Annotated in this window: 16 protein-coding genes and 1 pseudogene; 5 read left to right on the forward strand and 12 right to left on the reverse strand. The window is 71.1% G+C overall.

The genetic code is table 11. The annotated features are described in order from the left end of the window. Positions 1 to 41: 41 nt before the first annotated feature. From prcB to arc, 5 genes are all read right to left on the reverse strand, one after another. Positions 42 to 887 (reverse strand): proteasome subunit beta, encoded by an 846-nt coding sequence (gene prcB, locus ACZ4SV_RS21155; RefSeq protein WP_365882928.1) that lies wholly within the window; start codon positions 885 to 887, stop codon positions 42 to 44. After that, on the reverse strand, positions 839 to 1,102 hold the full coding sequence (locus ACZ4SV_RS21160) for an endonuclease domain-containing protein (protein WP_365882929.1): 264 nt from the start codon (positions 1,100 to 1,102) through the stop codon (positions 839 to 841). Before ACZ4SV_RS21160 ends, prcB begins: the two co-directional genes overlap by 49 nt. 54 nt (positions 1,103 to 1,156) lie before the next feature. Continuing rightward, entirely contained in the window at positions 1,157 to 1,375 is a 219-nt protein-coding gene (locus ACZ4SV_RS21165; RefSeq protein WP_016325855.1) for a ubiquitin-like protein Pup, read from the reverse strand. Between the two features lie 172 nt (positions 1,376 to 1,547). Then, positions 1,548 to 3,059: a depupylase/deamidase Dop gene (gene dop / locus ACZ4SV_RS21170; RefSeq protein WP_365882930.1), complete on the reverse strand. Its 1,512-nt coding sequence runs from the start codon at positions 3,057 to 3,059 to the stop codon at positions 1,548 to 1,550. Positions 3,060 to 3,291: 232 nt separating this feature from the next. Beyond that, complete coding sequence (gene arc / locus ACZ4SV_RS21175; RefSeq protein ID WP_365882931.1) at positions 3,292 to 5,058, reverse strand: proteasome ATPase; 1,767 nt, start codon at positions 5,056 to 5,058, stop codon at positions 3,292 to 3,294. Between the two features lie 520 nt (positions 5,059 to 5,578). Here arc and ACZ4SV_RS21180 point away from each other — a divergent pair. After that, a complete protein-coding gene (locus ACZ4SV_RS21180; protein WP_468005979.1) occupies positions 5,579 to 5,881 on the forward strand; it encodes a ferredoxin in 303 nt (100 codons plus the stop codon). 7 nt (positions 5,882 to 5,888) lie between these two features. Here the strand turns inward: ACZ4SV_RS21180 and ACZ4SV_RS21185 are convergent, their stop codons facing one another. From ACZ4SV_RS21185 to ACZ4SV_RS21195, 3 genes are all read right to left on the reverse strand, one after another. Then, entirely contained in the window at positions 5,889 to 6,467 is a 579-nt protein-coding gene (locus tag ACZ4SV_RS21185) for a hypothetical protein (RefSeq protein ID WP_468005980.1), read from the reverse strand. Between the two features lie 440 nt (positions 6,468 to 6,907). Continuing rightward, entirely contained in the window at positions 6,908 to 7,810 is a 903-nt protein-coding gene (locus tag ACZ4SV_RS21190) for a tRNA (adenine-N1)-methyltransferase (protein WP_365883579.1), read from the reverse strand. Between the two features lie 89 nt (positions 7,811 to 7,899). After that, positions 7,900 to 9,438, reverse strand: coding sequence for a site-2 protease family protein (locus tag ACZ4SV_RS21195; protein ID WP_468005981.1), 1,539 nt, complete (start codon positions 9,436 to 9,438; stop codon positions 7,900 to 7,902). A 1,464-nt stretch (positions 9,439 to 10,902) separates the two neighbouring features. Between ACZ4SV_RS21195 and ACZ4SV_RS21200 the strand changes: the two are divergent. Both ACZ4SV_RS21200 and ACZ4SV_RS21205 read left to right on the forward strand, forming a co-directional pair. Beyond that, positions 10,903 to 11,724, forward strand: a pseudogene (locus ACZ4SV_RS21200) (RecB family exonuclease); the annotation flags it as partial. Positions 11,725 to 11,777: 53 nt separating this feature from the next. Further along, the gene (locus tag ACZ4SV_RS21205; RefSeq protein ID WP_365941581.1) at positions 11,778 to 12,449 is read left to right on the forward strand and encodes a response regulator transcription factor; all 672 of its coding nucleotides are present in this window, start codon (positions 11,778 to 11,780) and stop codon (positions 12,447 to 12,449) included. Between the two features lie 60 nt (positions 12,450 to 12,509). Here the strand turns inward: ACZ4SV_RS21205 and ACZ4SV_RS21210 are convergent, their stop codons facing one another. The 4 genes from ACZ4SV_RS21210 to metH all read right to left on the reverse strand — a co-directional run bounded on the left by ACZ4SV_RS21210 (position 12,510) and on the right by metH (position 20,577). Continuing rightward, entirely contained in the window at positions 12,510 to 14,093 is a 1,584-nt protein-coding gene (locus tag ACZ4SV_RS21210; RefSeq protein ID WP_468005982.1) for an ABC transporter substrate-binding protein, read from the reverse strand. 98 nt (positions 14,094 to 14,191) lie between these two features. Next, the gene (locus ACZ4SV_RS21215) at positions 14,192 to 15,796 is read right to left on the reverse strand and encodes an ABC transporter substrate-binding protein (RefSeq protein ID WP_365879740.1); all 1,605 of its coding nucleotides are present in this window, start codon (positions 15,794 to 15,796) and stop codon (positions 14,192 to 14,194) included. 457 nt (positions 15,797 to 16,253) lie between these two features. Continuing rightward, positions 16,254 to 16,955: an HAD family hydrolase gene (locus ACZ4SV_RS21220; RefSeq protein WP_468005983.1), complete on the reverse strand. Its 702-nt coding sequence runs from the start codon at positions 16,953 to 16,955 to the stop codon at positions 16,254 to 16,256. Positions 16,956 to 17,067: 112 nt separating this feature from the next. Beyond that, on the reverse strand, positions 17,068 to 20,577 hold the full coding sequence (gene metH, locus ACZ4SV_RS21225) for a methionine synthase (protein WP_468005984.1): 3,510 nt from the start codon (positions 20,575 to 20,577) through the stop codon (positions 17,068 to 17,070). A 277-nt stretch (positions 20,578 to 20,854) separates the two neighbouring features. Between metH and ACZ4SV_RS21230 the strand changes: the two genes are divergently transcribed. Together ACZ4SV_RS21230 and ACZ4SV_RS21235 are read left to right on the forward strand one after the other, a co-directional pair. After that, entirely contained in the window at positions 20,855 to 21,619 is a 765-nt protein-coding gene (locus tag ACZ4SV_RS21230; protein WP_365879747.1) for an IclR family transcriptional regulator, read from the forward strand. Between the two features lie 1,016 nt (positions 21,620 to 22,635). Next, positions 22,636 to 23,430, forward strand: coding sequence for an MIP/aquaporin family protein (locus tag ACZ4SV_RS21235; protein WP_468005985.1), 795 nt, complete (start codon positions 22,636 to 22,638; stop codon positions 23,428 to 23,430). Positions 23,431 to 23,472: the final 42 nt, after the last annotated feature.

Genomic DNA, 23,472 nt, shown 5'->3' on the forward strand with positions numbered 1-23,472 from the left:
TGGTCACTGGATCACCTTGGATAAAAGAACCGGGCCCGCGCTCAGAGCAGGGCGGCCTTGGGGCCGTCCGGCTCCTCCAGGCGCCGCTGGAGCACCGCGCGGGCGAGTTCGGCTCCCTCGTCCTCGGTGAGCCGGCGGAAGCCGTCCTCGGTGATCACGGTGATGATCGGGTAGATCCGGCGGGCGACATCGGGACCACCGGTCGCCGAGTCGTCGTCAGCCGCGTCGTACAGGGCCTGCACCACCAGCGTGGTGGCCTGCTCCTCGGTCAGGTCGCCGCGGAACAGCTTCTTCAGCGCGCCGCGCGCGAAGATCGAGCCGGAGCCGGTCGCCGCGAAGTGGTGCTCCTCGGAGCGGCCGCCCGTGACGTCGTAGGAGAAGATGCGTCCCCGCCCGCGGTCCAGGTCGTACCCGGCGAAGAGGGGCACCACGGCCAGGCCCTGCATGGCCATGCCGAGGTTGGAACGGATCATGGTCGACAGGCGGTTCGCCTTGCCCTCCAGGGAAAGCTGGGCGCCCTCGACCTTCTCGAAGTGCTCCAGCTCGAGCTGGAACAGCTTGACCATCTCGACGGCCAGGCCGGCCGTGCCGGCGATGCCGACGGCCGAGTACTCGTCGGCGGGGAAGACCTTCTCGATGTCCCGCTGGGCGATCACGTTGCCCATCGTGGCCCGGCGGTCACCCGCGAGCACGACCCCTCCGGCGAACGTCACGGCCACGATGGTCGTGCCGTGCGGCGCCTCGAGCACGCCCTGGACGGGCGGCAGCTGCCGGCTGCCGGGCAGCAGCTCGGGCTGGTGCTCGGCGAGGAAATCCATGAACGAAGAGGATCCTGGCGTCAGGAAGGCAGCTGGTAGACGCCCGGTGCCACGGGTATTGGCTCCCACGAGTTTCCTTCCACATAGCGGCAGTCCGGCCGGCAAGTCCAGGGCGTCTCTCCCCGCTTGCCGATGGCCGAATTGCGGTTGAAGCACGGTATGCCACGGACCTTACCCGGCTGGTGGCGGTGATCCACATGCCCTGTGGGAGCCGTCCCGGGCGGCAAAGACCGCCCGCGGCCCGGACTCCTCCGGCCGCGAGCAGTGCTTCGTCGTCCGCTCACCGGCCCCTCACGGCGCGCCCGCCCTCGAACCCCCGATCCGAAGGCGCGGGCGGCCTACTGCCCGCCCTTCTGCACGAAGGAACGCACGAAGTCCTCCGCGTTCTCCTCCAGGACGTCGTCGATCTCGTCCAGGACGGAGTCCACGTCGTCGGACAGCTTCTCCTGCCGCTCCTTGAGGTCCTCCGACGCCTGCGCGTCCTGCGCCTGCTCCTCGACCTCCTCGGTGGAGCGCGTGGCCTTCTGCTGGCCGCCGCCCGTGTCCTTGGTCGCCATAACCCTCACCCCGCTCAGTTCGCCTGCCGATCGGTGATGATCAGACCCTACAAGCCGGGTCCGACATCGGCCCCGCACTTTCCACAACGTGCGGGGGCCACCTCGATGATTCCCGGGCGGTGGGGTTTCCACCCCGCCCGCCCGGGGCGGTACGGGTACCCGCGGGCCGCGCTCAGTTGCCCGACAGGACCCTGACCAGGTCTTCCGCCGTGCGACAGCGGTCCAGCAGCTCCTTGACGTGATTTCGCGTTCCGCGTAGCGGTTCCAGGGTTGGGACCCGCTGGAGGGAGTCGCGGCCCGGCAGGTCGAAGATGACCGAGTCCCAGGAGGCCGCGGCGACGTCGTCGGCGTACTGCTCCAGACACCGGCCGCGGAAGTACGCCCGGGTGTCCTCCGGCGGCTTCGTACGGGCCCGGTCGACCTCGGACTCGTCCAGCAGCCGTTTCATGCGCCCACGGGCCGCCAGACGGTTGTAGAGGCCCTTCTCGGCCCGTACGTCGGCGTACTGGAGGTCGACCAGGTGCAGCCGGGGGGCGTCCCAGTCGAGGCCGTCGCGGCGGCGGTAGCCCTCCATCAGCTCCCGCTTGGCGACCCAGTCCAGCTCGCCGGCCAGGCTCATGGGGTCGTTCTCCAGCCGGGTGAGGGTGTCCTCCCAGCGGCTGAGGACGTCCTTGGTCTGGTCGTCGGCGTCGGCGCCGAAGCGCTCCTCGACGTACTTGCGGGCCAGCTCGAAGTACTCCATCTGCAACTGGACCGCGGTGAGGGTGCGCCCGCTGCGCAGCGTGACCAGGCGCTTAAGGGACGGGTCGTGCGAGACCTGGTGCAGGGTGCGCACCGGCTGCTCGACGGCCAGGTCCACGGCGATGAAGCCGTCCTCGATCATGGACAGGACCAGGGCGGTCGTGCCCAGTTTGAGGTAGGTGGAGATCTCCGAGAGGTTGGCGTCGCCGATGATCACGTGCAGCCGGCGGTACTTCTCGGCGTCCGCGTGCGGTTCGTCGCGGGTGTTGATGATGGGCCGCTTGAGCGTGGTCTCCAGGCCGACCTCGACCTCGAAGTAGTCGGCGCGCTGGCTGAGCTGGAAGCCGTGCTCGTGCCCGTCCTGGCCGACGCCGACCCGGCCGGCGCCGGCGAAGACCTGCCGGGAGACGAAGAAGGGCGTCAGATGGCGCACGATGTCCGAGAAGGGCGTCTCCCGCTTCATCAGGTAGTTCTCGTGCGTGCCGTAGGAGGCGCCCTTGTTGTCGGTGTTGTTCTTGTACAGGTGGATCGGCTGAGCGCCGGGCAACTGCGCGGCCCGCTCGGCGGCCTCGGCCATGATCCGCTCGCCGGCCTTGTCCCACAGGACGGCGTCGCGGGGGTTGGTGACCTCCGGAGCGCTGTATTCGGGATGGGCGTGGTCGACGTACAGGCGCGCGCCGTTGGTGAGGATCACATTGGCCAGGCCGATGTCCTCGTCGGTGAGCTGGCTGGAGTCGGCGGCTTCCCGGGCGAGGTCGAAGCCTCGCGCGTCCCGCAGCGGATTCTCCTCCTCGAAGTCCCAGCGGGCCCGGCGGGCCCGGTGCATCGCCGCCGCGTAGGCGTTGACGATCTGGGACGAGGTGAGCATGGCATTGGCGTTCGGGTGGCCGGGGACGGAGATCCCGTACTCCGTCTCGATGCCCATTACTCGCCGTACGGTCATGCGGCCCTCCTTGCCCGGCGGCGCCCTCGGTCGTGGGCGCCGCTCAAGTACCGCCGGCGCTCCGGTGCCTGTGCGGTGCCCGTCCCCGCACGGCGCGACTCGGCGGCAGAAACGAGCCTAGAACGCCTTTGCGCTGGTGGGGAGATCATTTGCGTCATTGGCTGCTCCGGTCGTGGCCCGGAAAACAGTCGGCTGCGGGTACCCGCCGAGGGCACCCGCAGCCGCCCTGCCGTTACAGGTACTGACCGGTGTTCGCCACCGTGTCGATGGAGCGTCCGGTGTCCGCGCCCTGCTTTCCGGTGATGAGCGTACGGATGTACACGATCCGCTCGCCCTTCTTTCCGGAGATCCGGGCCCAGTCGTCCGGGTTGGTGGTGTTGGGCAGGTCCTCGTTCTCCTTGAACTCGTCCACACAGGCCTGGAGCAGGTGGGAGACGCGGAGGCCCTTCTGGGTCTTCTCCAGGAAGTCCTTGATCGCCATCTTCTTGGCGCGGCCCACGATGTTCTCGATCATGGCGCCGGAGTTGAAGTCCTTGAAGTACAGGACTTCCTTGTCGCCGTTGGCGTAGGTGACCTCCAGGAAGCGGTTCTCCTCGGATTCGGCGTACATGTGCTCGACCGCGGTCTGGATCATGCCCTGGACCGTGGCGCCCCGGTCGCCGCCGTGCTCCGTGAGGTCGTCCGCGTGCAGCGGCAGACGCTCGGTGAGGTACTTGCCGAAGATGTCCTTCGCCGCCTCGGCGTCCGGACGCTCGATCTTGATCTTCACGTCGAGCCGGCCGGGCCGCAGGATGGCGGGGTCGATCATGTCCTCGCGGTTGGAGGCGCCGATCACGACCACGTTCTGCAGGCCCTCCACACCGTCGATCTCGGCGAGGAGCTGCGGGACGATGGTGTTCTCCACGTCCGAGCTGACACCGGAGCCGCGGGTGCGGAAGAGGGACTCCATCTCGTCGAAGAAGACGATGACGGGGGTGCCCTCGCTGGCCTTCTCCCGCGCACGCTGGAAGACCAGGCGGATCTGCCGCTCGGTCTCGCCGACGTACTTGTTGAGCAGCTCGGGACCCTTGATGTTCAGGAAGAAGCTCTTGCCGGCGGCCTGGCCGGTGACCTCGGCGACCTTCTTGGCCAGCGAGTTCGCGACGGCCTTGGCGATGAGCGTCTTGCCGCAGCCGGGCGGGCCGTAGAGCAGGACGCCCTTGGGCGGGCGCAGCTCGTGCTCCTTGAACAGGTCCGGGTAGAGGTACGGCAGCTCCACCGCGTCGCGGATGGCCTCGATCTGGTTGCCGAGGCCGCCGATCTGCTCGTACCCGATGTCGGGGACCTCTTCGAGGACCAGTTCCTCGACCTCGCTCTTGGGCACGACCTCGTAGACGTAGCCGGAGCGGGGTTCGAGCAGGAGGGCGTCACCGGCGCGGATCGTGATGCCGCGCAGCGGCTCGGCGAGCCGCACCACCCTCTCCTCGTCGGTGTGCCCCAGTACGAGGGCGCGCTCGCCGTCCTCCAGGATCTCCTTGAGGGTGACGATGTCACCGACGCTCTCGAACTCCATGGCCTCGACCACGTTGAGCGCCTCGTTGAGCATGACCTCCTGGCCGCGCCGCAGGTCGTCGAGTTCGACGCTGGGGCTGACGTTCACCCGGAGCTTGCGGCCGCCGGTGAAGATGTCGGCGGTGCCGTCCTCGTTCGCCTGCAGGAAGACACCGAAGCCGGCCGGCGGCTGGGCGAGCCGGTCGACCTCCTCCTTGAGGGCCACGATCTGGTCGCGGGCCTCGCGCAGGGTGTTGGCCAGCCGCTCGTTCTGGGCGGACACGCCGGCCAGGTTGGTCTGCAGCTCGACGATCCGCTCTTCGAGAATCCTCGTGTGGCGCGGAGAGTCGGCGAGCTTGCGGCGCAGGACGGCGATCTCCTGCTCAAGATAGGCAATCTGCCCGTCCGGGTCCTCGGACCCGCGTCCCGGGCGGATGCCGCGGTTCATGTCGTCGTCGTGGGCTGCCACGGTCCTCACCTCCTCCAAGGGGAGCTGGACGCTTCCAGACCCTACCTGGGTGGGTGTCGATTGAAACCCCTAGATCACAAAGACTGTCAAGGTGTGTCGTCGGTCACCCGCTGCACACTCCCTCGCACGGAGGGGATACCCACTCAACGTGAGGGGAAAGCAGCTTGTTCCTTGCATGGCGTGCTCGAATCCCTCCGTGGCTGACCGGAGTTGTCCGCCGGGGACCGATCGGCCCGGTTGCGGGCAGCCCTCATGGCGCTCGCGCGTTCCTCACGCAGAGCGACGGTACGAACGGACGGTGTCACCGTGTGGCGGCCGGAAACGATCGGCCCCGGCCGCCGGGCCTCCCTCTCCCGGTCCGGCGCTGGTACCCGACCGGGCGGTGCCGGAAACCCTCTGCCCGGTGCCCCGCGGGCGCGCGCCGGGCGGAGGTAGGGTCGGGGGTGTTCCCCCACCGCTGGAGCGGACCCGGCCGGCCCCCGTGGCGTCCGGCCCGCCCGGCGCACCGACGGCAGGAGAGATGACCGTGCAGCAGGAGGCCCCGGGCGGCGAGGCACTGGAGGTCTGGATCGACCAGGACCTGTGTACCGGCGACGGGATCTGCGCCCAGTACGCCCCGGAGGTGTTCGAGCTGGACATCGACGGGCTGGCCTATGTGAAGGGCGCGGACGAGGAGCTGCTCACGCAGCCGGGCGCCACCACGCCGGTGCCGTTGCCGCTGCTGACGGACGTGGTGGACTCGGTGAAGGAGTGTCCCGGCGAGTGCATCCACGTCCGCCGGGTCTCGGACAAGGCCGAGGTGTACGGCCCCGACGCGGGGTGAGTCCGGTTCAGACGCGGTGGGCCCCGGCCGGCGTGGAGCGGAGGAAGGCCTTGCCGTTCCACCGCCAGCCCGCCGGGGTCCGCGTGTCGGGACAGCAACTGGGCACGGCGTCCGAGGAGTAGCCGAGCAGCGTGGCGGAGACCGTGCCCGCGCGGATGCCGAAGCCGGTGACCGTGAGCCGTTCCCGCGGCGCGACCAGGGTGGCCACCAGACGCGGCTTGCCGTCGGCGGCGCGGGTGAGGACGTAGAGCCCGTCGGGCGGGGTGCCCATGGGGGCGTCGCAGTGGACCACCGCGACGGTTTCCGGCCTGCCGTCGCCGTCCAGGTCCCCGGTGGCCTTCTTGACGACCACCGCCTTCACCGGTCCGCACTCCAGCGGGAAGTCCACACCGGCCGGGTCCGGCGGGGCGACGGCCGCGGGGAGGGGCTTCGCCCCGGAGCCGGGGGCGGGCTGGGCGGCCGTGGCCGAGCCGGGCCGGATTACGGCGGAGAGGGCCACGACGCCCGCGAGGGCCGTGGCGGTGGCGACCCAGTGGATGGGCCGGGTCCGGGTGTGCGCCAGCTCCGGAACGGCGGATTGCTGCACGAGGAGCGTCTCCTGTGAGGGCTGTGCCGGTGGGATGGCCTGCATGGTGCCACACGTCACAGTGCGGCGGAACGGCGGGTCCGGGATTTGCCCTGGCCGGCGGGTCCGTGCGCGGGAGCGGGCGCCGGGTCAACGTGAGGGCGCCGTGGCCGAGTTCCCGTCGTCCGTGGGGAAACCTGTCACGGGGACCCCCCGGTGTGGTCAAGGGGGGGACGGGCGGAGGGCGGCAGGAGGGGGGGTGGGTTTCTGTGGGGGGGTGGGCGTGGTGCGAGATTGCACGTTGGGGCAGAGTGGGGGGGCCGGGGTTGGTTCCTGTTCGTCGGCGGGAAACTCGGCCACGGCGCCCTCACGTTGTGCGCGCGGGGCGGCCGGTCGGCGGCCGCCGCGCGGGCGGGTGGCTGGGGCGCGCGGACCGGTCGGCGGTCGCGCGCGCATGGCGGTCAGCGGCCGGAGCCGCCGTCGGCGTTCGGTCCGGCGTAGTCCTCGCCGTACGCGCCCTTGGCGGGGCGGCGGCGGCGCATGGGCGGCTCGACGCCGTCCGCGAGGCGGCGGGCGGTGAGCAGGAAGCCGGTGTGGCCGATCATCCGGTGGTCCGGGCGGACGGCCAGGCCCTCGATGTGCCAGTTGCGGATCATGCTCTCCCAGGCGGTCGGCTCGTTGAAGCAGCCGATCTCCCGGATGGACTCCACGGTCCGGGCGAGCTGGGTGGTGGTGGCCACGTAGCAGCACAGGATGCCGCCCGGGACGAGCGCCTTGGAGACGGCCTCCAGGCACTCCCAGGGAGCGAGCATGTCCAGGATGACGCGGTCCACGTCGGCGTCGGACAGGTTGTCCTGGAGGTCGCCCACGGTGAGCTGCCAGGCGGGGTGCGGGCCGCCGAAGTAGCGCTCGACGTTCTGCCGGGCGATCTCGGCGAAGTCCTCGCGGCGCTCGTAGGAGTGGAGCATGCCCTGGTCGCCGATGGCCCGCAGCAGGAAGCTGCTGAGCGAGCCGGAGCCCACACCGGCCTCCACGACGCGGGCGCCGGGGAAGATGTCGGCGAAGGCGAGGATCTGCCCCGCGTCCTTCGGGTAGACGACGGCTGCCCCGCGGGGCATGGACAGGACGTAGTCGGGGAGCAGGGGGCGCAGCGCGAGGTAGGCCACGTTGCCGGTGGTCCGGACAACGCTGCCCTCGGGAGCGCCGATCAGTTCGTCGTGCGGGAAGGAACCCTTGTGGGTGTGGAAGTTCTTCCCGGCTTCGAGCGTGAACGTGTAGTGGCGACCCTTGGGGTCGGTCAGCTGTACCTGGTCCCCGACCTTGAAGGGCCCGCGCCTGCGGGCGGCACCGGTCGGTTCGGACATGTGACCAGCCTACCGGTTCCCCACGGGGGTCCCGGCCCGCGGCGGGCGTCCGGGCCGGCGCCGCGGGCGTGCGACCGGTGTACGGCGGGTCAGGCGGGCCGCGCCATCGCCCGGACGAAGGCGCGTTCCACGTCGGCGGCGGAGAGGACGCCATAGATCTCGCCGGTCTCCTCGACCACCAGGTACTCGGTGGCCGGGGTGGCGCGCAGCACGTCCAGCAGCTCCTCGCCGGCCAGCTCGGCGGAGACCCGCATGCCGTCGGTGAGGTCCTGGGCGAGCCCGCCGACCGCCACCCAGGGACGGCGGTGTTCGGGTACGCCGACGATGGCGGCCTCGCGGACCAGGGACAGCGGGGTGCCGTCGCCGTCGACCACGACCAGGGCGCGGGCCCCGGCGGCGTTGGCGCGGCGCAGCGCCTCGGAGAGCGGGGTGTCGCTCTCGACCGGCACGGCCCGCCGGGTGAGGGTGCGGGCGCGCAGCTCGGGGAGGTGTTCGCGCAGCCGGGCCATGCGCAGGCTGTTGCCGGCGCCGGTCCAGATGATCGCGGCGAGGATGGCGGCGAGCAGGGCGTCGGTGACGGTGTCCATGCCGCCCGCGTCCTCTCCGCCGCCGCCGAGGGCACCGGAGGAGTTGAGCAGCGGCAGGCCGATCAGGACGGCGACGGCGAGGGCGCGGCCCACCCAGGCGGCGGCGACGGTCCCGCTCATCGGCTTGCCGGTGATCTTCCAGACGACGGCGCGGAGCATGCGGCCGCCGTCGAGGGGCAGGCCCGGGAGGAAGTTGAAGATCGCCACGATGAGGTTGGAGACCATCAGTCCGGCCAGCAGGACTCCCGGTACGGTGCCGGGCTCCACGGGCTTCAGGGCGAGGTAGAACAGGCCGGCCAGGACCAGGGAGAGCAGCGGGCCGACGAAGGCCAGCACGAACTCGCGGCCCGGGGTCTCCGCCTCCTTCTCGATCTCCGAGACACCGCCGAAGAACTGGAGCTGGATGCGGCGGACCGGCAGCTTGAAGCGGATCGCGGCGACCGTGTGGGCCAGCTCGTGGACCAGGACGGAGGCGTAGAAGGCGACCGCGAAGAACAGGGAGACCAGATAGCGGGCGGCGCCCAGCTCGGGCAGCACGCGGTCGAGCTGGCCGCCGAAGACCCAGGTGATCAGGGCGGCGACGAGGAACCAGCTCGGCGCGACGTAGACGGGCACGCCGAAGGGACGGCCCATGAGGATGCCGCCGCCGGGGCCGGGCTCCTTCGGCCGCGGTCCGGGCGGCCGGCCCTTGGCGATGCCGGAGTGGGCGAGGGAACGGTGGTCGGGGGCGGGGTCCGGGCCGGGGCCGGCGGGCGTCCGCGCGCCGTCGTCCGCCGGGGCCGGGGTGGTGGTGCCGTCGTCTTCGCGCTTGCCCGCGGGAGCGCTCCCGGTGTCGTCCGCGCTCGTGCCGGGTCCGTCCTCGCCGCCTTCCGGGGACGACGGGTCGTCTTCCGGGGACGACGCGTCCGGCCGGTTACGTGCCGTGGGCTCGGGGCGGGAGGGGTCGGTGGGTCCGGTCGCCGGGGCCGTAGGCTCCGCGGAGTGTCCGGCCGGCTCGTCGTTGCCGGACCGCGGCTGCCCGCTCCCGCCGCTCACGTCCACGGTGTCCCCTCGTTCGAAGCGTCTTCCGCGCCTGCCGGACGGAAGGTCTCTGGTCGATGGTATGCGGCCTTGGTGGCGTGTTCCGCCCCGGCACCCTTTGTGTTTGCCCCGAGGACGCCGGGGTGAACGCGGCCGGCGAATGGGTCACTGTCAGTGGCGGGCCGTAAGGTCGGGGGCATGGAAAGCAGCATCGACGAGGCAGCGGCCCCGCCGGGCGGCGCCGCCCAGACGCCACCGGCCACACCGCCCCGGACGCCGGGCCCCGCGATGCCCACGGCGACGGAACGGACCGCCGAGGCGGAGTCGTCCGCGGCCACGGCAGCGGCCACCGAGGCGGAACCAGCGGCGCCGGCAGCGGAGGCGCAGCCGGCCGCGCCCACGGGGCCGACTGCCGAAGCGCGACCAGTGACCGGAGCGGGACCGGTCGGTGCCGGCCCCGGACCGGCCGGCGCGTCCGGACCGGCCGCCGACGCGGAGCCGGTCGCGGCCACGGAACCGGCCGCCGAGGCGAACCCGGCCGCGTCCGTGGGTACGGCCGCCGACGCACGACCAGTAACCGGAGCGGAACCGGTCGTTCCCGAACCGGGGCCCGCTGACGCGTCCGGGGCCGCCGGCGCCACCGGACCGGCCGGCGCGTCCGGACCGGTCGGCGCGTCCGGACCGGTCGGCGAAGCCGAGACGGACGCCGGGGCCACGGCGCACGCCGAGCCCGGTGCGAGTGCCGTGCCCGGCGGCGATACGCCCGCCGCCGGTGACGAAGCCACCGCCAGCGCGGGACCCGACGCGGCTGCCGCATCCGGCGGTAAGGCCGGTGTCACCGTCGAGGCTGCCTCACCCGGTGACCACGGACCCGCCGCCGGCGGGGAACCGCCCGCCGGTGAGGAACCCCCCGCCAGTGCGGGACTCGACGCGGCTGCCGCATCCAGCGATGGGCCCGGTGCCACCGCCAGCGCTGCCTCCCCCGGCGGCCACGGAGCCGCCGCCGCTCAGAATCCGCCCGCCGGTGAGGAACTCCTTGCCAGTGCGGGACCCGACGCGCGTGCCGTATCCGGCGATGAGGCCGGTGCCGCCAGCGTTGCCTCCCCCGGCGGCCACGAAGCCGCCGCCGGTGAGGGACCCGGCGCGGGCGCCGTATCCGGTGGTGGGGCCGGTGCCATTGCCAGCGCTGCTTCCCCCGGTGGCCACGGACCCGTCGCCGGTGAGGGACCCGGCGCGGGCGCCGTATCCGGTGGTGGGGCCGGTGCCGCCAGCGCTGCCTCCCCCGGCGGCCAAGGAGTCGTCACCGGGAGGGAACCGCTCGCCGGTGAGGAACCCGCCGCCAGCGAGGGACCCGGCTCGCGTGCCGTATCCGGCGATGCGGCCGGTGCCACCGCCAGCGCTGCCTCCTCCAGCGGCCGCGGAGCCGTTGCCGGTGGGGAATCCGGTGTCGGTGGTGGCCCTCGGGGAGTTGGTGGAGGGCGTGGTGCGCTCGCGCCGCGTTCGTTGTCGCCCTCTCGGGCCAGTGACTTCATGCAGTGCCCGTTGCTGTACCGGTTCCGGGTGATCGACCGGCTGCCGGAGAAGCCCAGCGCGGCGGCGACGCGGGGCACGCTGGTGCACGCGGTGCTGGAGCGGCTGTTCGACGCGCCGGCCGGGGAGCGGACGGCACCCCGGGCGAAGGCGCTGATCCCGGGCCAGTGGGACCGGCTGCGGGAGAGCCGCCCGGAGGTGACCGAGCTGTTCGCCGACGATCCGGAGGGCGAGCGGCTGGCCGGATGGCTCGCCGAGGCGGAGCGGCTCGTGGAGCGCTGGTTCACGCTGGAGGACCCCACTCGGCTGGAGCCGGCCGAGCGGGAGCTGTTCGTGGAGGCCGAGCTGGAGTCGGGGCTGCGGCTGCGCGGGATCATCGACCGGGTGGACGTGGCGCCGACCGGCGAGGTCAGGATCGTCGACTACAAGACGGGCAAGGCCCCGCGCCCGGAGTACGCCGAGGGCGCGCTGTTCCAGATGAAGTTCTACGCCCTGGTCGTCTGGCGGCTGAAGCGGGTCGTGCCGCGCCGGCTCCAGCTCGTCTACCTCGGCAGCGGGGACGTGCTGACGTACGACCCGGTCCTCGCCGACCTGGAGCGGGTGGAGCGCAAGCTGCACGCGCTGTGGGAGGCCATCAGGCAGGCCACGGAGACCGGGAACTGGCGGCCCCGGCCGACCAAGCTGTGCGGCTGGTGCGACCACCAGGCGCACTGCCCGGAGTTCGGCGGCACTCCCCCGCCCTACCCGCTGCCGGTCGGGGCGCCCGGGACCGGGTGAGGCGGTGGACGGGGGCAGGGCAGAATGGGGCCGGACTAGCGAAGGAGTGTCACGTGGCCATCCGCGTCCTACTGGTCGACGACCAGCCCCTGCTGCGTACCGGTTTCCGGATGATCCTGGAGGCCGAGCAGGACATCGCCGTCGTCGGCGAGGCCGGTGACGGTCTGCAGGCCCTCGACCAGGTGCGCGCCCTGCAACCGGATGTGGTGCTCATGGACATCCGGATGCCGCGGATGGACGGGGTGGAGGCCACCCGGCAGATCACCGGTCCGGAGCGGGACGGCCCGGCCAAGGTGCTGGTGCTGACCACCTTCGACCTGGACGAGTACGTGGTGGAGGCGCTGCGGGCCGGCGCGAGCGGCTTCCTGCTGAAGGACGCGCCCGCCAACGAACTGGTGCAGGCGATCCGGGTGGTGGCGGCCGGCGAGGCCATGCTGGCGCCGAGCATCACCCGGCGGCTGCTGGACAAGTACGCCACGCATCTGCCGTCCGGCGAGGATCCGGTGCCGGACACCCTGCACACCCTCACCGACCGTGAGGTGGAGGTGCTGAAGCTGGTGGCGCGCGGGCTGTCCAACGCGGAGATCGCGGCCGATCTGTTCGTCAGCGAGACGACGGTGAAGACGCACGTGGGTCATGTGCTGACGAAGCTGCGGCTCAGGGACCGGGTGCAGGCGGCGGTGTACGCCTACGAGAGCGGTCTGGTGCGCCCCGGCGCCCAGTAAGCAGACGGCGAAGGGCGCCCGCTCCCCGTGGGGAGCGGGCGCCCTTCGCCGTGTCCGGTGTCAGCCGCTCTTGCTGAGTTCCCAGAACCGGAACACCGTGGAGGCGTCCAGGCAGTACTCCAGGCCGTACACGCCGTCGCGGACGACCGCGTACTGCTTGGCCTGCCAGACCGGCAGGACGGGCAGTTCGTCGGCGACTATGTCCTGCAGCTTGCCGAAGTCCTTGTCGGTCGCCGCGCGGTCGCTCTGCGCGGCGGTGCCGGGCAGGAGCGTCCCGGTGATCGTGCGGTTGCTGTAGTTGCTGTCCAGCACGTTGCCCTTGCCGAAGAACGGGGCGGTGAAGTTGTCGGCGTCCGGGTAGTCCGGCACCCAGCCCTTCACGTACACGCCGTACTTGCCGGCGGCGATGTCCTTCTCGTACTGGTCGAAGGCGACGGACTGGACGTCGGCGTCGAACAGCCCGCTGGCGTTGAGCTGGCCGGCGATGGCCTTCAGCTCCTCGTCGGTGGCGGGGCCGTAGCGGGACGGCGTGGACCACAGGGTGAGCTTGACCTTGCCGGTGATGCCGTCGGCGCGCAGCGCGTCGGCGGCCTTGGCCTGGGAGGGCCGGGCGCCGTAGGTGTCGAAGAAGGCGGTGTTGTGGCCCACGATGCCCGCCGGGATGATCGAGTACAGCGGGGTGGCGGTGTCCTGGTACACGTCCTTGATCAGGGCGTCCCGGTCCAGGAGGTAGGCGATGGCCTTGCGGACGCCCAGCTTGCCGGCCACCGGGTCCTTCATGTTGAAGACCAGATGCTGCACCTCGGCGCTGGTGCCCTCGATGACGTCGACGCCCTTGCTGTCGTTCTGCTCGTCCAGCTGGGCGATGTCGGAGGCGGTCAGACCGCGGTAGGCGAGGTCGATGCCGCCGTCGAGGAGGGCCTTCTTCAGGGCGGTGCGGTCGCCGTGGAAGAACTTCACGGTGACGCCCGAGTTGTTGACCTCGGCGGTGCCCCGGTAGTTGCCGTTGACGGAGAAGACGGCCTGGTCCTTGTCGAAGGAGTCCAGCTTGTACGGGCCGGAGCCGACCGCCTGGTGGTCGGTGCGCAGACCGTTCGCGTCGTACTGGCGGTGGTCCACGATGGAGCCGGCACCGGAGGCGATCTTGCTGGGGAAGGTGGCGTCGGGCACCTTCAGGTGGAAGACGGCCGTGCTGGCGTCCGGTGTCTCGACCTTGTCGAGCATCGGGAACATGATCGCGGGACCTGCGGGGTCGGCGATCTTCAGCATGCGGTCGAAGGAGAACTTCACGTCCTCGGAGGTGAGGGCGTCACCGTTGCTGAACTTCAGGCCGTCCTTCAGCTTGCACTGGTAGACCATGGCCCGGGCGTCGGTGAAGCCGCACCGCTCCGCCAGTTCGGGCTGGGGTTCGGTCGCGCCCTTGGGGAAGCCGAGCAGCGACTGGAAGACGTTGTTGAACAACAGCCAGGAGCCGGGGTCGTAGCCGGATGCCGGGTCCGTGGTGAGGATGTCGTCGGACATCCCCATCACCACGGAGGAGCCGGTGTCCCCGGAGTCACCGGTCTCGGTCCCGCAGCCGGTCAGCAGGCCGGAGGCCAGCCCCGCCACGAGGGGCAGGACCGGCCACTGGTTGCGCATGTTCACTCGGAATGCCTTGTCGTCGGTTCGTCAGCCCGGCTCCGGCCGTCCCTGGAACCGGGCGCCGGGGCCACACCGTGCCGGGCCCCGGCTGCAAGGAGCCGTCAGCCGCTCACACCGCGGCCCAGCTCCCAGAGCTGAAGCGTCGAGGAGGAGTTGAGGGTGTAGGCCACGCCCGTGATGTCGTCCCGCGCGGCGACGTACTGCTTGCCCTGCCACAGCGGCAGCACCGGGACGTCCTCGGCGACGGTGTTCTGGATCTCGGTCAGGCTCTTGGTGGCGCCGAGGCGGTCGGCCTCGCGGCGGGACTGCGGGATCAGCGAGCGCTGGATGGTGGTGTTGTCGTACGGCGAGCCGAGGAAGTTGTCCTTGTCCAGGAAGGGCGCGAGGAAGTTGTCGGCGTCCGGGAAGTCGGGGAACCAGCCCATGCCGTAGACGTCGTACTGGCCCTTCTGCTCGGCGGGCCGGAAGGACGACCACGGGTGGCCCTCGATGGAGACGTCGAACAGCCCGCTGTCGTCGAGCTGCTTCTTCAGGACCTCGAACTCCTGCCGGGTGGCCGAGCCGTAGTGGTCGGTGGTGTAGTGCAGGGTCAGCTTCACCGGAGTGGTGATGCCGGCCTTGGACAGCAGCAGCTTGGCCTTGTCGACGCTGGGGTTGCCGTACCTGTTGAAGAACGCGTTGGAGTGGCCGGTGACGGTGGCCGGGACCAGCGAGTACAGCGGCTCGGCCTGGGTGCCGTAGACCTTGGAGACCAGTTCGCCGCGGTTGATGACCTGGGCCATGGCCTGGCGTACGGCCTTGGACTTGACGCTGGGGGCGTCGGTGTTGAAGGCCAGGTAACGGATCTCCAGGCCCGACATGTCCACCAGGTCGACGTTCGCGTCGTCGCCGGCGTCCAGCTTCTGGATCTGCGCCGGCGACATGGTGCGGGTCATCACGTCGATGTCGCCCTTGTCGATCGCCGCGCCCATGGCGTCGGCGTCGGCGAAGGAGCGCAGCTGGACCTTGTCGTTCTTCACCGTGACGTTGCCCTGGTAGGAGGCGTTCTTGGTGAAGGTGATGGTGGTGATCGCGTCGTTCTTGACGTCGGCCGAGAAGGTGTACGGGCCGGATCCGTCGACCGCGAACCCGTCGCGCAGCTTGTCCTTCGGGTAGTCCTTCGGGTTGATGATGCCCGCGACCGGCGTGGACAGCTTGTACGGGAAGGTGGCGTCGGCCGTCTTCAGGTGGAAGACGACGTCGCGGTCGCCCTGCGTCTCGATGGTGTCGATGGTGTTCAGCAGGGCGGAGACACCGCTGTCCGCGTTGATGCGCAGCACCCGCTCGATGGAGTACTTGACGTCCTCGGCGGTCACCGCGTCGCCATCGGCGAACTTCAGCCCCTCGCGCAGCTTGCAGGCGTAGCGCTCGCTGCCGCTGTCGGTGAAGGAGCAGCTCTCGGCGGCGTCCGGGACGGGCTCGCCCTCGCCCTTGGGCTGCGCCATCAGGGTCTGCACGGACTGGCGCAAGATGTTCCAGGTGCCGACGTCGTAGGCGAAGGCCGGGTCGAGGGGCGCCGGGGCGTCCTTGGTGGCCGTGAACTGGTCCGTCGTACCGACGACGATGGCGTCACCGCTCTTGCCCCCGCTGCCGGATCCGCCGCACGCGGCGAGAACCGGGGTGAGCAGGCCGGCCACCGCCGGCAGCACCAAAGTCTTGCGGTTCATGCGGGAGTTTCTCCAGAGCTGTTCGGGTCCGTGTATCCGGCATGCAGGGGTGGTGCGGCGGATCACAGGGGTTCTCGGCGATGTTCTCGGCGATGAGATTAGTCCGCGCCCGCAGCGGGGTTCACGGCCGCGTGAGCTGACCCCTCATCACGCAGTGGAACCGGTCGCGGACACACCGAAAACCCGACAGCGGCATGATTAGTGCAGCATCCCACCAATCGGGACACAAGGACCCGTCCGCACCATCCGATCGGTGCCGTTCTGCACACTCGGCCAACGTTGTCGAGGCCACCGGGCGTGGGGAACGTCACACTCCCAACTGTGCCACCGGTCAGTGGAATTCGGCCGGTCGAACGCCGGTGAATTACCTCCGGGTGTACGTCCTCGTAAATATGTCCGGCGCGGTCAATGGGCTTCCGCGGCGCGCTTCGGAAGCCGGGGCACCGGGTGGGAACGGCTAGTGCGTGGGCGTCATCAGACCCCGCAGGAATGTGAGGTCGACCTGTTCCAGCGAGCCGACGACCGTGCGTCCCGCGGCCGGGCCGATGGGCGCGACGGACGGGACGGCGACCACCCGGCAGCCGGCGGCCTCGGCCGCGGCGACCCCGGTCGCGGTGTCCTCGACCACGGCGCACCGGGCCGGCTCGGCGCCGAGGCCCGCCGCGGCGAGCAGATACGGGTCCGGGAAGGGCTTGGTGCGGGAGACCTCGTCACCGGCCACGGACAGGGCGAAGTGGTGCGGGCCGAGCACGGACAGCACGCGGTCGATGATGCGCCGGTGGGAGGCGGAGACCAGGGCGGTGGGGATCTGCTGCTCGGACAGCTCGGCGAGCAGCCGGGCGGCGCCCGGCATCAGCGGCAGCGACCGGCCGATCCGGCTCTCGAAGCCCTCGTTGAGCAGCACGGTGAGTTCGTCGAGGCCGATGTCGGCGCCGGTCGCCTCGATGAGGAAGCCGGCGCTGCGGGTCATCGGGCCGCCGACCACGACATGGCGCCAGGTCTCGTCCAGGGTGTGGCCGAGCGCGGCGAAGACCTCCACCTCGACGTCCCACCAGAAGCCTTCGGTGTCCACCAGGGTGCCGTCCATGTCCAGGAGGACCGCTTGCAGGGCGGAGCCTTCGGCCGTACGGGTTCCTAGCGCGGGGACCGTGCTGGTCATCCGGGGCACCTCCTTGACGGGACGGCCAGGCCGGCTCCCCGGTGGGGAACCGGCCTGCGGTGGACCGACCAGTGTACGGCCTGTCCGATCAATGTGCCCAGTGAGACGCGCGTCACCGTGCGTTGAAGTACTTGGCTTCCGGGTGGTGGATCACGATGGCGTCGGTGGACTGTTCGGGGTGGAGCTGGAACTCCTCGGACAGGTGGACGCCGATCCGCTCGGGCCGCAGCAGTTCCGCGATCTTGGCGCGGTCCTCCAGGTCCGGGCAGGCGCCGTAACCGAGCGAGAAGCGCGCGCCGCGGTACTTCAGCGCGAACATGTCCTCGATGCCGGCCGGGTCCTCGCCGTCGAAGCCGAGTTCGGCGCGCACGCGCGCGTGCCAGTACTCGGCGAGCGCCTCGGCCAACTGCACCGACAGGCCGTGCAGTTCGAGGTAGTCGCGGTAGGCGTTGGCCTCGAACAGCTTCGCGGTCTCCTCGCCGATGCGCGAGCCGACGGTGACGACCTGGAACCCGACGACATCGGTCTCGCCGGACTCCTGGGGGCGGAAGAAGTCCGCCAGGCACAGCCGCCGGCCGCGGCGCTGGCGCGGGAAGGTGAAGCGGGTGCGCTCGTTGCCGTGTTCGTCCAGGAGGATCAGGTCGTCGTCCTTGGACACGCACGGGAAGTAGCCGTAGACCACGGCCGCTTCGAGGAGGTTGTCGGTCTGGAGCCGGTCCAGCAGGCCGCGCAGCCGGGGCCGGCCCTCGCTCTCCACCAGCTCCTCGTACGACGGGCCCTCGCCGGTGCGGGCCTGCTTCAGTCCCCACTGGCCCTTGAACAGCGCGCCCTCGTCCAGCCAGCTCGCGTACTCCTTGAGCTGGATGCCCTTGACGACCCGGGTCCCCCAGAACGGCGGGGCGGGCACCGGATTGTCCGTGGCCACGTCGGAGCGGCCCGGCTGCGGCTGCTCCTCCGCCTCGACCGTGGCCGTGGCGCGGACCCGGCGCTGGCGCAGCTCGGGCAGCTTCGCGCCGGGCACGCCCCGCTTGACGCCGATCAGGGCGTCCATCAGGCGCAGGCCCTCGAAGGCGTCCCGGGCGTAGCGGACCTCGCCGTCGTAGACCTCGTGCAGGTCCTGTTCGACGTAGGCGCGGGTGAGGGCGGCACCGCCGAGGATGACCGGGAAGCGGGCGGCCAGGCCGCGCTGGTTCAGCTCCTCCAGGTTCTCCTTCATGATCACGGTGGACTTCACCAGCAGTCCGGACATGCCGATCACATCGGCCCGGTGTTCCTCGGCGGCCTCCAGGATCGCGGAGACCGGCTGCTTGATGCCGAGGTTGACCACGGTGTAGCCGTTGTTGGACAGGATGATGTCGACCAGGTTCTTGCCGATGTCGTGCACGTCGCCGCGGACCGTGGCCAGCACGATCGTGCCCTTGCCCTCGGTGTCCGTCTTCTCCATGTGCGGTTCCAGGTACGCCACCGCGGCCTTCATGACCTCGGCGGACTGGAGCACGAACGGTAGCTGCATCTGCCCGGAGCCGAACAGCTCGCCGACGACCTTCATCCCGTCCAGCAGCGTCTCGTTGACGATGTCGAGGGCGGGCCGGTCGGCGAGGGCGGTCTCCAGGTCGGCTTCCAGGCCGTTGCGCTCGCCGTCGATGATCCGCCGCTTCAGCCGCTCCTCCAGCGGCAGCGCGGCCAGCTCCTCGGCCTTGCCCGCCTTCAGCGACTTCGCCGTGGCGCCCTCGAACAGCTGCATGAGCTTCTGGAGGGGGTCGTAGCCCTCGCGCCGCCGGTCGTAGATCAGGTCCAGGGCGGTGCCGACCTGTTCCTCGTCGAAGCGGGCGATCGGCAGGATCTTCGAGGCGTGCACGATCGCGGAGTCCAGGCCCGCCTTGACGCACTCGTCCAGGAAGACCGAGTTCAGCAGGATGCGCGCGGCCGGGTTCAGGCCGAAGGAGATGTTCGACAGGCCCAGCGTTGTCTGCACCGCCGGGTGGCGGCGCTTGAGTTCGCGGATGGCCTCGATGGTGGCGACGCCGTCCTTGCGGGACTCCTCCTGGCCGGTGCAGATGGTGAAGGTCAGGGTGTCGATGAGGATGTCCTCCTCACGGATGCCCCAGTTCCCCGTCAGGTCCGTGATCAGCCGCTCGGCGATCTCGACCTTCTTCTCCGGGGTACGGGCCTGGCCCTCCTCGTCGATCGTGAGCGCGATCAGCGCCGCTCCGTGCTCCCGGGCGAGCCGGGTGACCTTCGCGAACCGGGAGTCGGGGCCGTCGCCGTCCTCGTAGTTCACCGAGTTGATCACCGCGCGGCCGCCCAGCTTCTCCAGGCCCGCCCGGATCACCTCCACCTCGGTGGAGTCCAGCACGACCGGCAGGGTGGAGGCGGTCGCGAAGCGGCCCGCCAGCTCCTTCATGTCCGCCACGCCGTCGCGGCCGACGTAGTCCACGCACAGGTCCAGCAGGTGCGCGCCCTCGCGGATCTGCTCCCGGGCGATCTCCACACAGTCGTCCCAGCGGCCTTCGAGCATCGCCTCCCGGAACTTCTTCGACCCGTTGGCGTTGGTCCGCTCGCCGATCGCCAGGTAGGCGGTGTCCTGCCGGAACGGCACCGACTGGTACAGCGAGGCCGCGCCCGGCTCGGGGCGCGGATCGCGCACCGGCGGCGTCACGCCCCGTACCCGTTCCACGACCTGCCGCAGGTGCTCCGGCGTCGTGCCGCAGCAGCCGCCGACCAGCGACAGTCCGTACTCGCGGACGAAGGTCTCCTGGGCGTCGGCCAGCTCGGGCGCGCCCAGCGGGTAGTGCGCGCCGTCCTTGCCCAGGACGGGCAGTCCCGCGTTGGGCATGCAGGACAGCGGGACCCGGGCGTGCCGGGCCAGGTAGCGCAGGTGTTCGCTCATCTCGGCCGGACCGGTGGCGCAGTTCAGGCCGATCATGTCGATGCCGAGGGGCTCCAGCGCGGTCAGCGCCGCGCCGATCTCCGAGCCCAGCAGCATCGTCCCGGTCGTCTCCACCGTCACCGACACGATCACCGGGACGTCGTACCCGGCCGTCCGCATCGCGCGCCGGGCGCCCAGGACGGCCGCCTTGGTCTGGAGCAGGTCCTGCGTGGTCTCCACCAGCAGCGCGTCCGCGCCGCCCGCGAGGAGTCCCTCGGCGTTGGCCTCGTAGGCGTCCCGGATCACCCCGAAGGTGGTGTGGCCGAGGGTGGGCAGTTTGGTGCCCGGGCCCATCGAGCCCAGCACCCAGCGCGGCCGGCCGTCGCGCGCGGTGAACTCCTGCGCGCTCTCCCTGGCCACCCGCGCGCCCGCCTCGGACAGCTCGTAGACCCGGTCGGAGATGTCGTACTCACCCAGCGCGGAGTGGTTCGCCCCGAACGTGTTGGTCTCCACGCAGTCCACGCCGGCGTCGAAGTACGCCTGGTGGACGGAGCGGACGATGTCCGGGCGGGTGACGTTCAGGACCTCGTTGCAGCCTTCCAGCTGCTGGAAGTCCTCGAGAGTGGGCTCCTGGGCCTGGAGCATCGTGCCCATGGCTCCGTCGGCGACCACCACTCGGGTGGCGAGCGCCTCGCGGAGCGCGGACACACGGGCCCGGCTGTCGGCGGAAGGGGACGTTGGCGACGAGGCCATGTAAGGGCTCCCTGAGATGCGACGGCTGTCGGCTATGCGGCTTCCCCGGCGGGGCGGGGCTTGCCGCACGGCGTCAGAGTAGCCGGGAGTCGGCTTGGATGGGCACCTGCGTCCACGAGACGGACGCGGGTGACCCCGAAGTCACGCGGAAGCCACCCGTGATGTAACAGGTGCTGTCCGACCATTAGCGGGAGGTCGGCATGGACCGGTAGTGTTCGGCATTGCCGAACGGTGACAGCACCATTGGGCAGTCGAAGGGGACGGAGGCAGGACGGCGATGGCACGGAACATCCAGTCGCTCGAACGGGCGGCGGCGATGCTGCGGCTGCTCGCGGGCGGCGAGCGGCGGCTGGGCCTGTCGGACATCGCCTCGTCGCTGGGACTCGCCAAGGGCACCGCGCACGGCATCCTGCGCACCCTCCAGCAGGAGGGGTTCGTGGAGCAGGACGACGCCTCCGGCCGCTACCAGCTGGGCGCGGAGCTGCTGCGGCTCGGCACCACCTACCTGGACGTGCACGAACTGCGCGCGCGGGCGCTGGTGTGGACCGACGACCTGGCCCGGTCCAGCGGGGAGAGCGTGCACCTCGGCGTCCTGCACCAGCAGGGCGTGCTGATCGTGCACCACGTCTTCCGGCCCGACGACAGCCGGCAGGTGCTGGAGATCGGCGCCATGCAGCCGCTGCACTCCACGGCGCTCGGCAAGGTGCTCTCGGCGTACGACCCGGTGGCGCACAGCGAGGCGCTGGAGGCGGACCGCAAGCCCTTCACCGACCGCACCGTGTGCGACGCCCGCGACTTCGAGCACCTCCTCGACATCACACGCGCGCGGGGATACGCGGCGGACGTGGAGGAGACCTGGGAGGGCGTCGCGTCGATCGCGGCGCCGATCCACGACCGGCGCCGGATGCCCGTGGGCGCGGTCGGCATCACCGGGGCCGTGGAGCGGCTGTGCCGGGAGGGCGAGCTGCGCCCGGAGCTGATCGCGGCGGTACGGGACTGCGCCCGCGCGGTCTCCCGCGACCTGGGCGCCGGCCGCTTCTGACCGAGCGCCGGCCGGGTACGGCGGGGCGCCGGTCGGCTACAGCCGGGCGCCGGACGGGTACGGCCTGGCGCCGGACGGGTACGGCCTGGCGCCGGTCGACTACGACCGCGGCCGAACACTCCTGACCGGAGCGCCGTGGCAGCTTCGGTCAGGCGCCGGTCGGCTACGGCCGGGCGCCGAACGCTTCTGACCGGGACGCCGGACGGCTGCGGGCCGGTGCCGGAGAGGCCCCCGCACGGGCGCCGGTCGACCGCACCTGGGCGCCGAACACTCCTGACCAGGGCGCCGTAGCGGCTATAGACGAGCGCCGTAGCGGCTCCGGATGGGCACCGAGCGCTTCTGGCCGGGACGCCGAACGGCTGCGGCCCAGCACCGTAATGGCTCCGGACGGACGCCGGCCGACTGCGACCGGGCACCGAACGCTTCCGACCGGACGCCGGACGGCTGCGGGCCAGCGCCGTAGCAGCCCCGGACCGGCGCCGGTCAACCGTGCCCGGGCGCCGAGCGCTCCCGACCGGGACGCCCGACGGCTGCGGCGCAGCGCCGTAGCCCCTGCGGACGGGCGCCGAACGCTGACGACCAGGACGCCGGACAGCTGCGGGTCGGGGCCGGAGAGGCCCCGGACGGACGCCGGACGGCTCAGGACGGGCGCCGTAGCGGCTGCGGCCCGCGGAGGTCGCGACACGGGTGGCGAACGGCCGGGGTGCCGGGCGGTGTTCCGGCTGTCGATCTACCCTGATATGGACAAAACGCGCTAAACCGCACGTCCGCCCCCGAAGGCCGATAACCCGCAGCGATCAATAACGATCCTGTTTCCGATAACAGAACTCTTGACGCACGCGTAGCGCCGAACAAGACTCCCGTCCATCGGTCGGCATTGTCGAACACCTACCGGCAATACGCGCTAGAGTGTGACAACGCCAAGGGCCGGTATCGCTCTCATCCCCGAGGGCGCCAGAACCCCCGGAGGGACCCGGGGTTCGGCTATCCCTGGACGAAGGACAAAGGAGTCGCGGGTGTCCAGCTCCGACATCTTCATCGGCGAGACCATCGGTACCGCCATACTCATCCTGCTCGGCGGCGGCGTCTGCGCCGCCGTCACGTTGAAGGCCTCCAAGGCCCGCAACGCCGGTTGGCTCGCCATCGCCTTCGGGTGGGGCTTCGCCGTCATGACGGCCGCGTACATCTCCGGACCGCTGTCCGGTGCGCACCTCAACCCGGCCCTCACCGTCGCCCTGGCCATCAAGGACGGCGCCTGGAGCAACGTCCCGACCTACCTCGCCGGCCAGCTGCTCGGCGCGATGATCGGCGCGACCCTGGTGTGGGTCGTCTACTACGGCCAGTTCCAGGCCCACCTGACCGACAAGGAGATCGTCGGCGGCCCGGGCGCGCAGGCCACCTCGGCCAAGGCCGTCGAGGCGCAGGAACAGGGCGCCGGCCCGGTCCTCGGCATCTTCTCCACCGGCCCGGAGATCCGGAACGTGGCGCAGAACCTCGCCACCGAGATCGTCGGCACCGCCGTGCTGATCCTCGCCGTCCTCACCCAGGGCCTGAACGACCAGGGCAACGGCCTCGGTGTCCTCGGCGGTCTGATCACGGCGCTCGTGGTGGTGTCGATCGGTCTGTCGCTGGGCGGTCCGACGGGTTACGCGATCAACCCGGCCCGCGACCTGGGCCCGCGCATCGTGCACGCCCTGCTGCCCCTGCCCAACAAGGGCGGTTCCGACTGGAGCTACGCCTGGGTCCCGGTGGTCGGTCCGCTGGTCGGCGGCGCGATCGCGGCGGGCATCTACAACGTCGCCTTCGCGTAGGAAGCCGCGGACCACCGCGAGTCTTCGCGCACGCGCCGTACG

It is taken from the genome of Streptomyces sp. NPDC027672, from assembly GCF_055566335.1.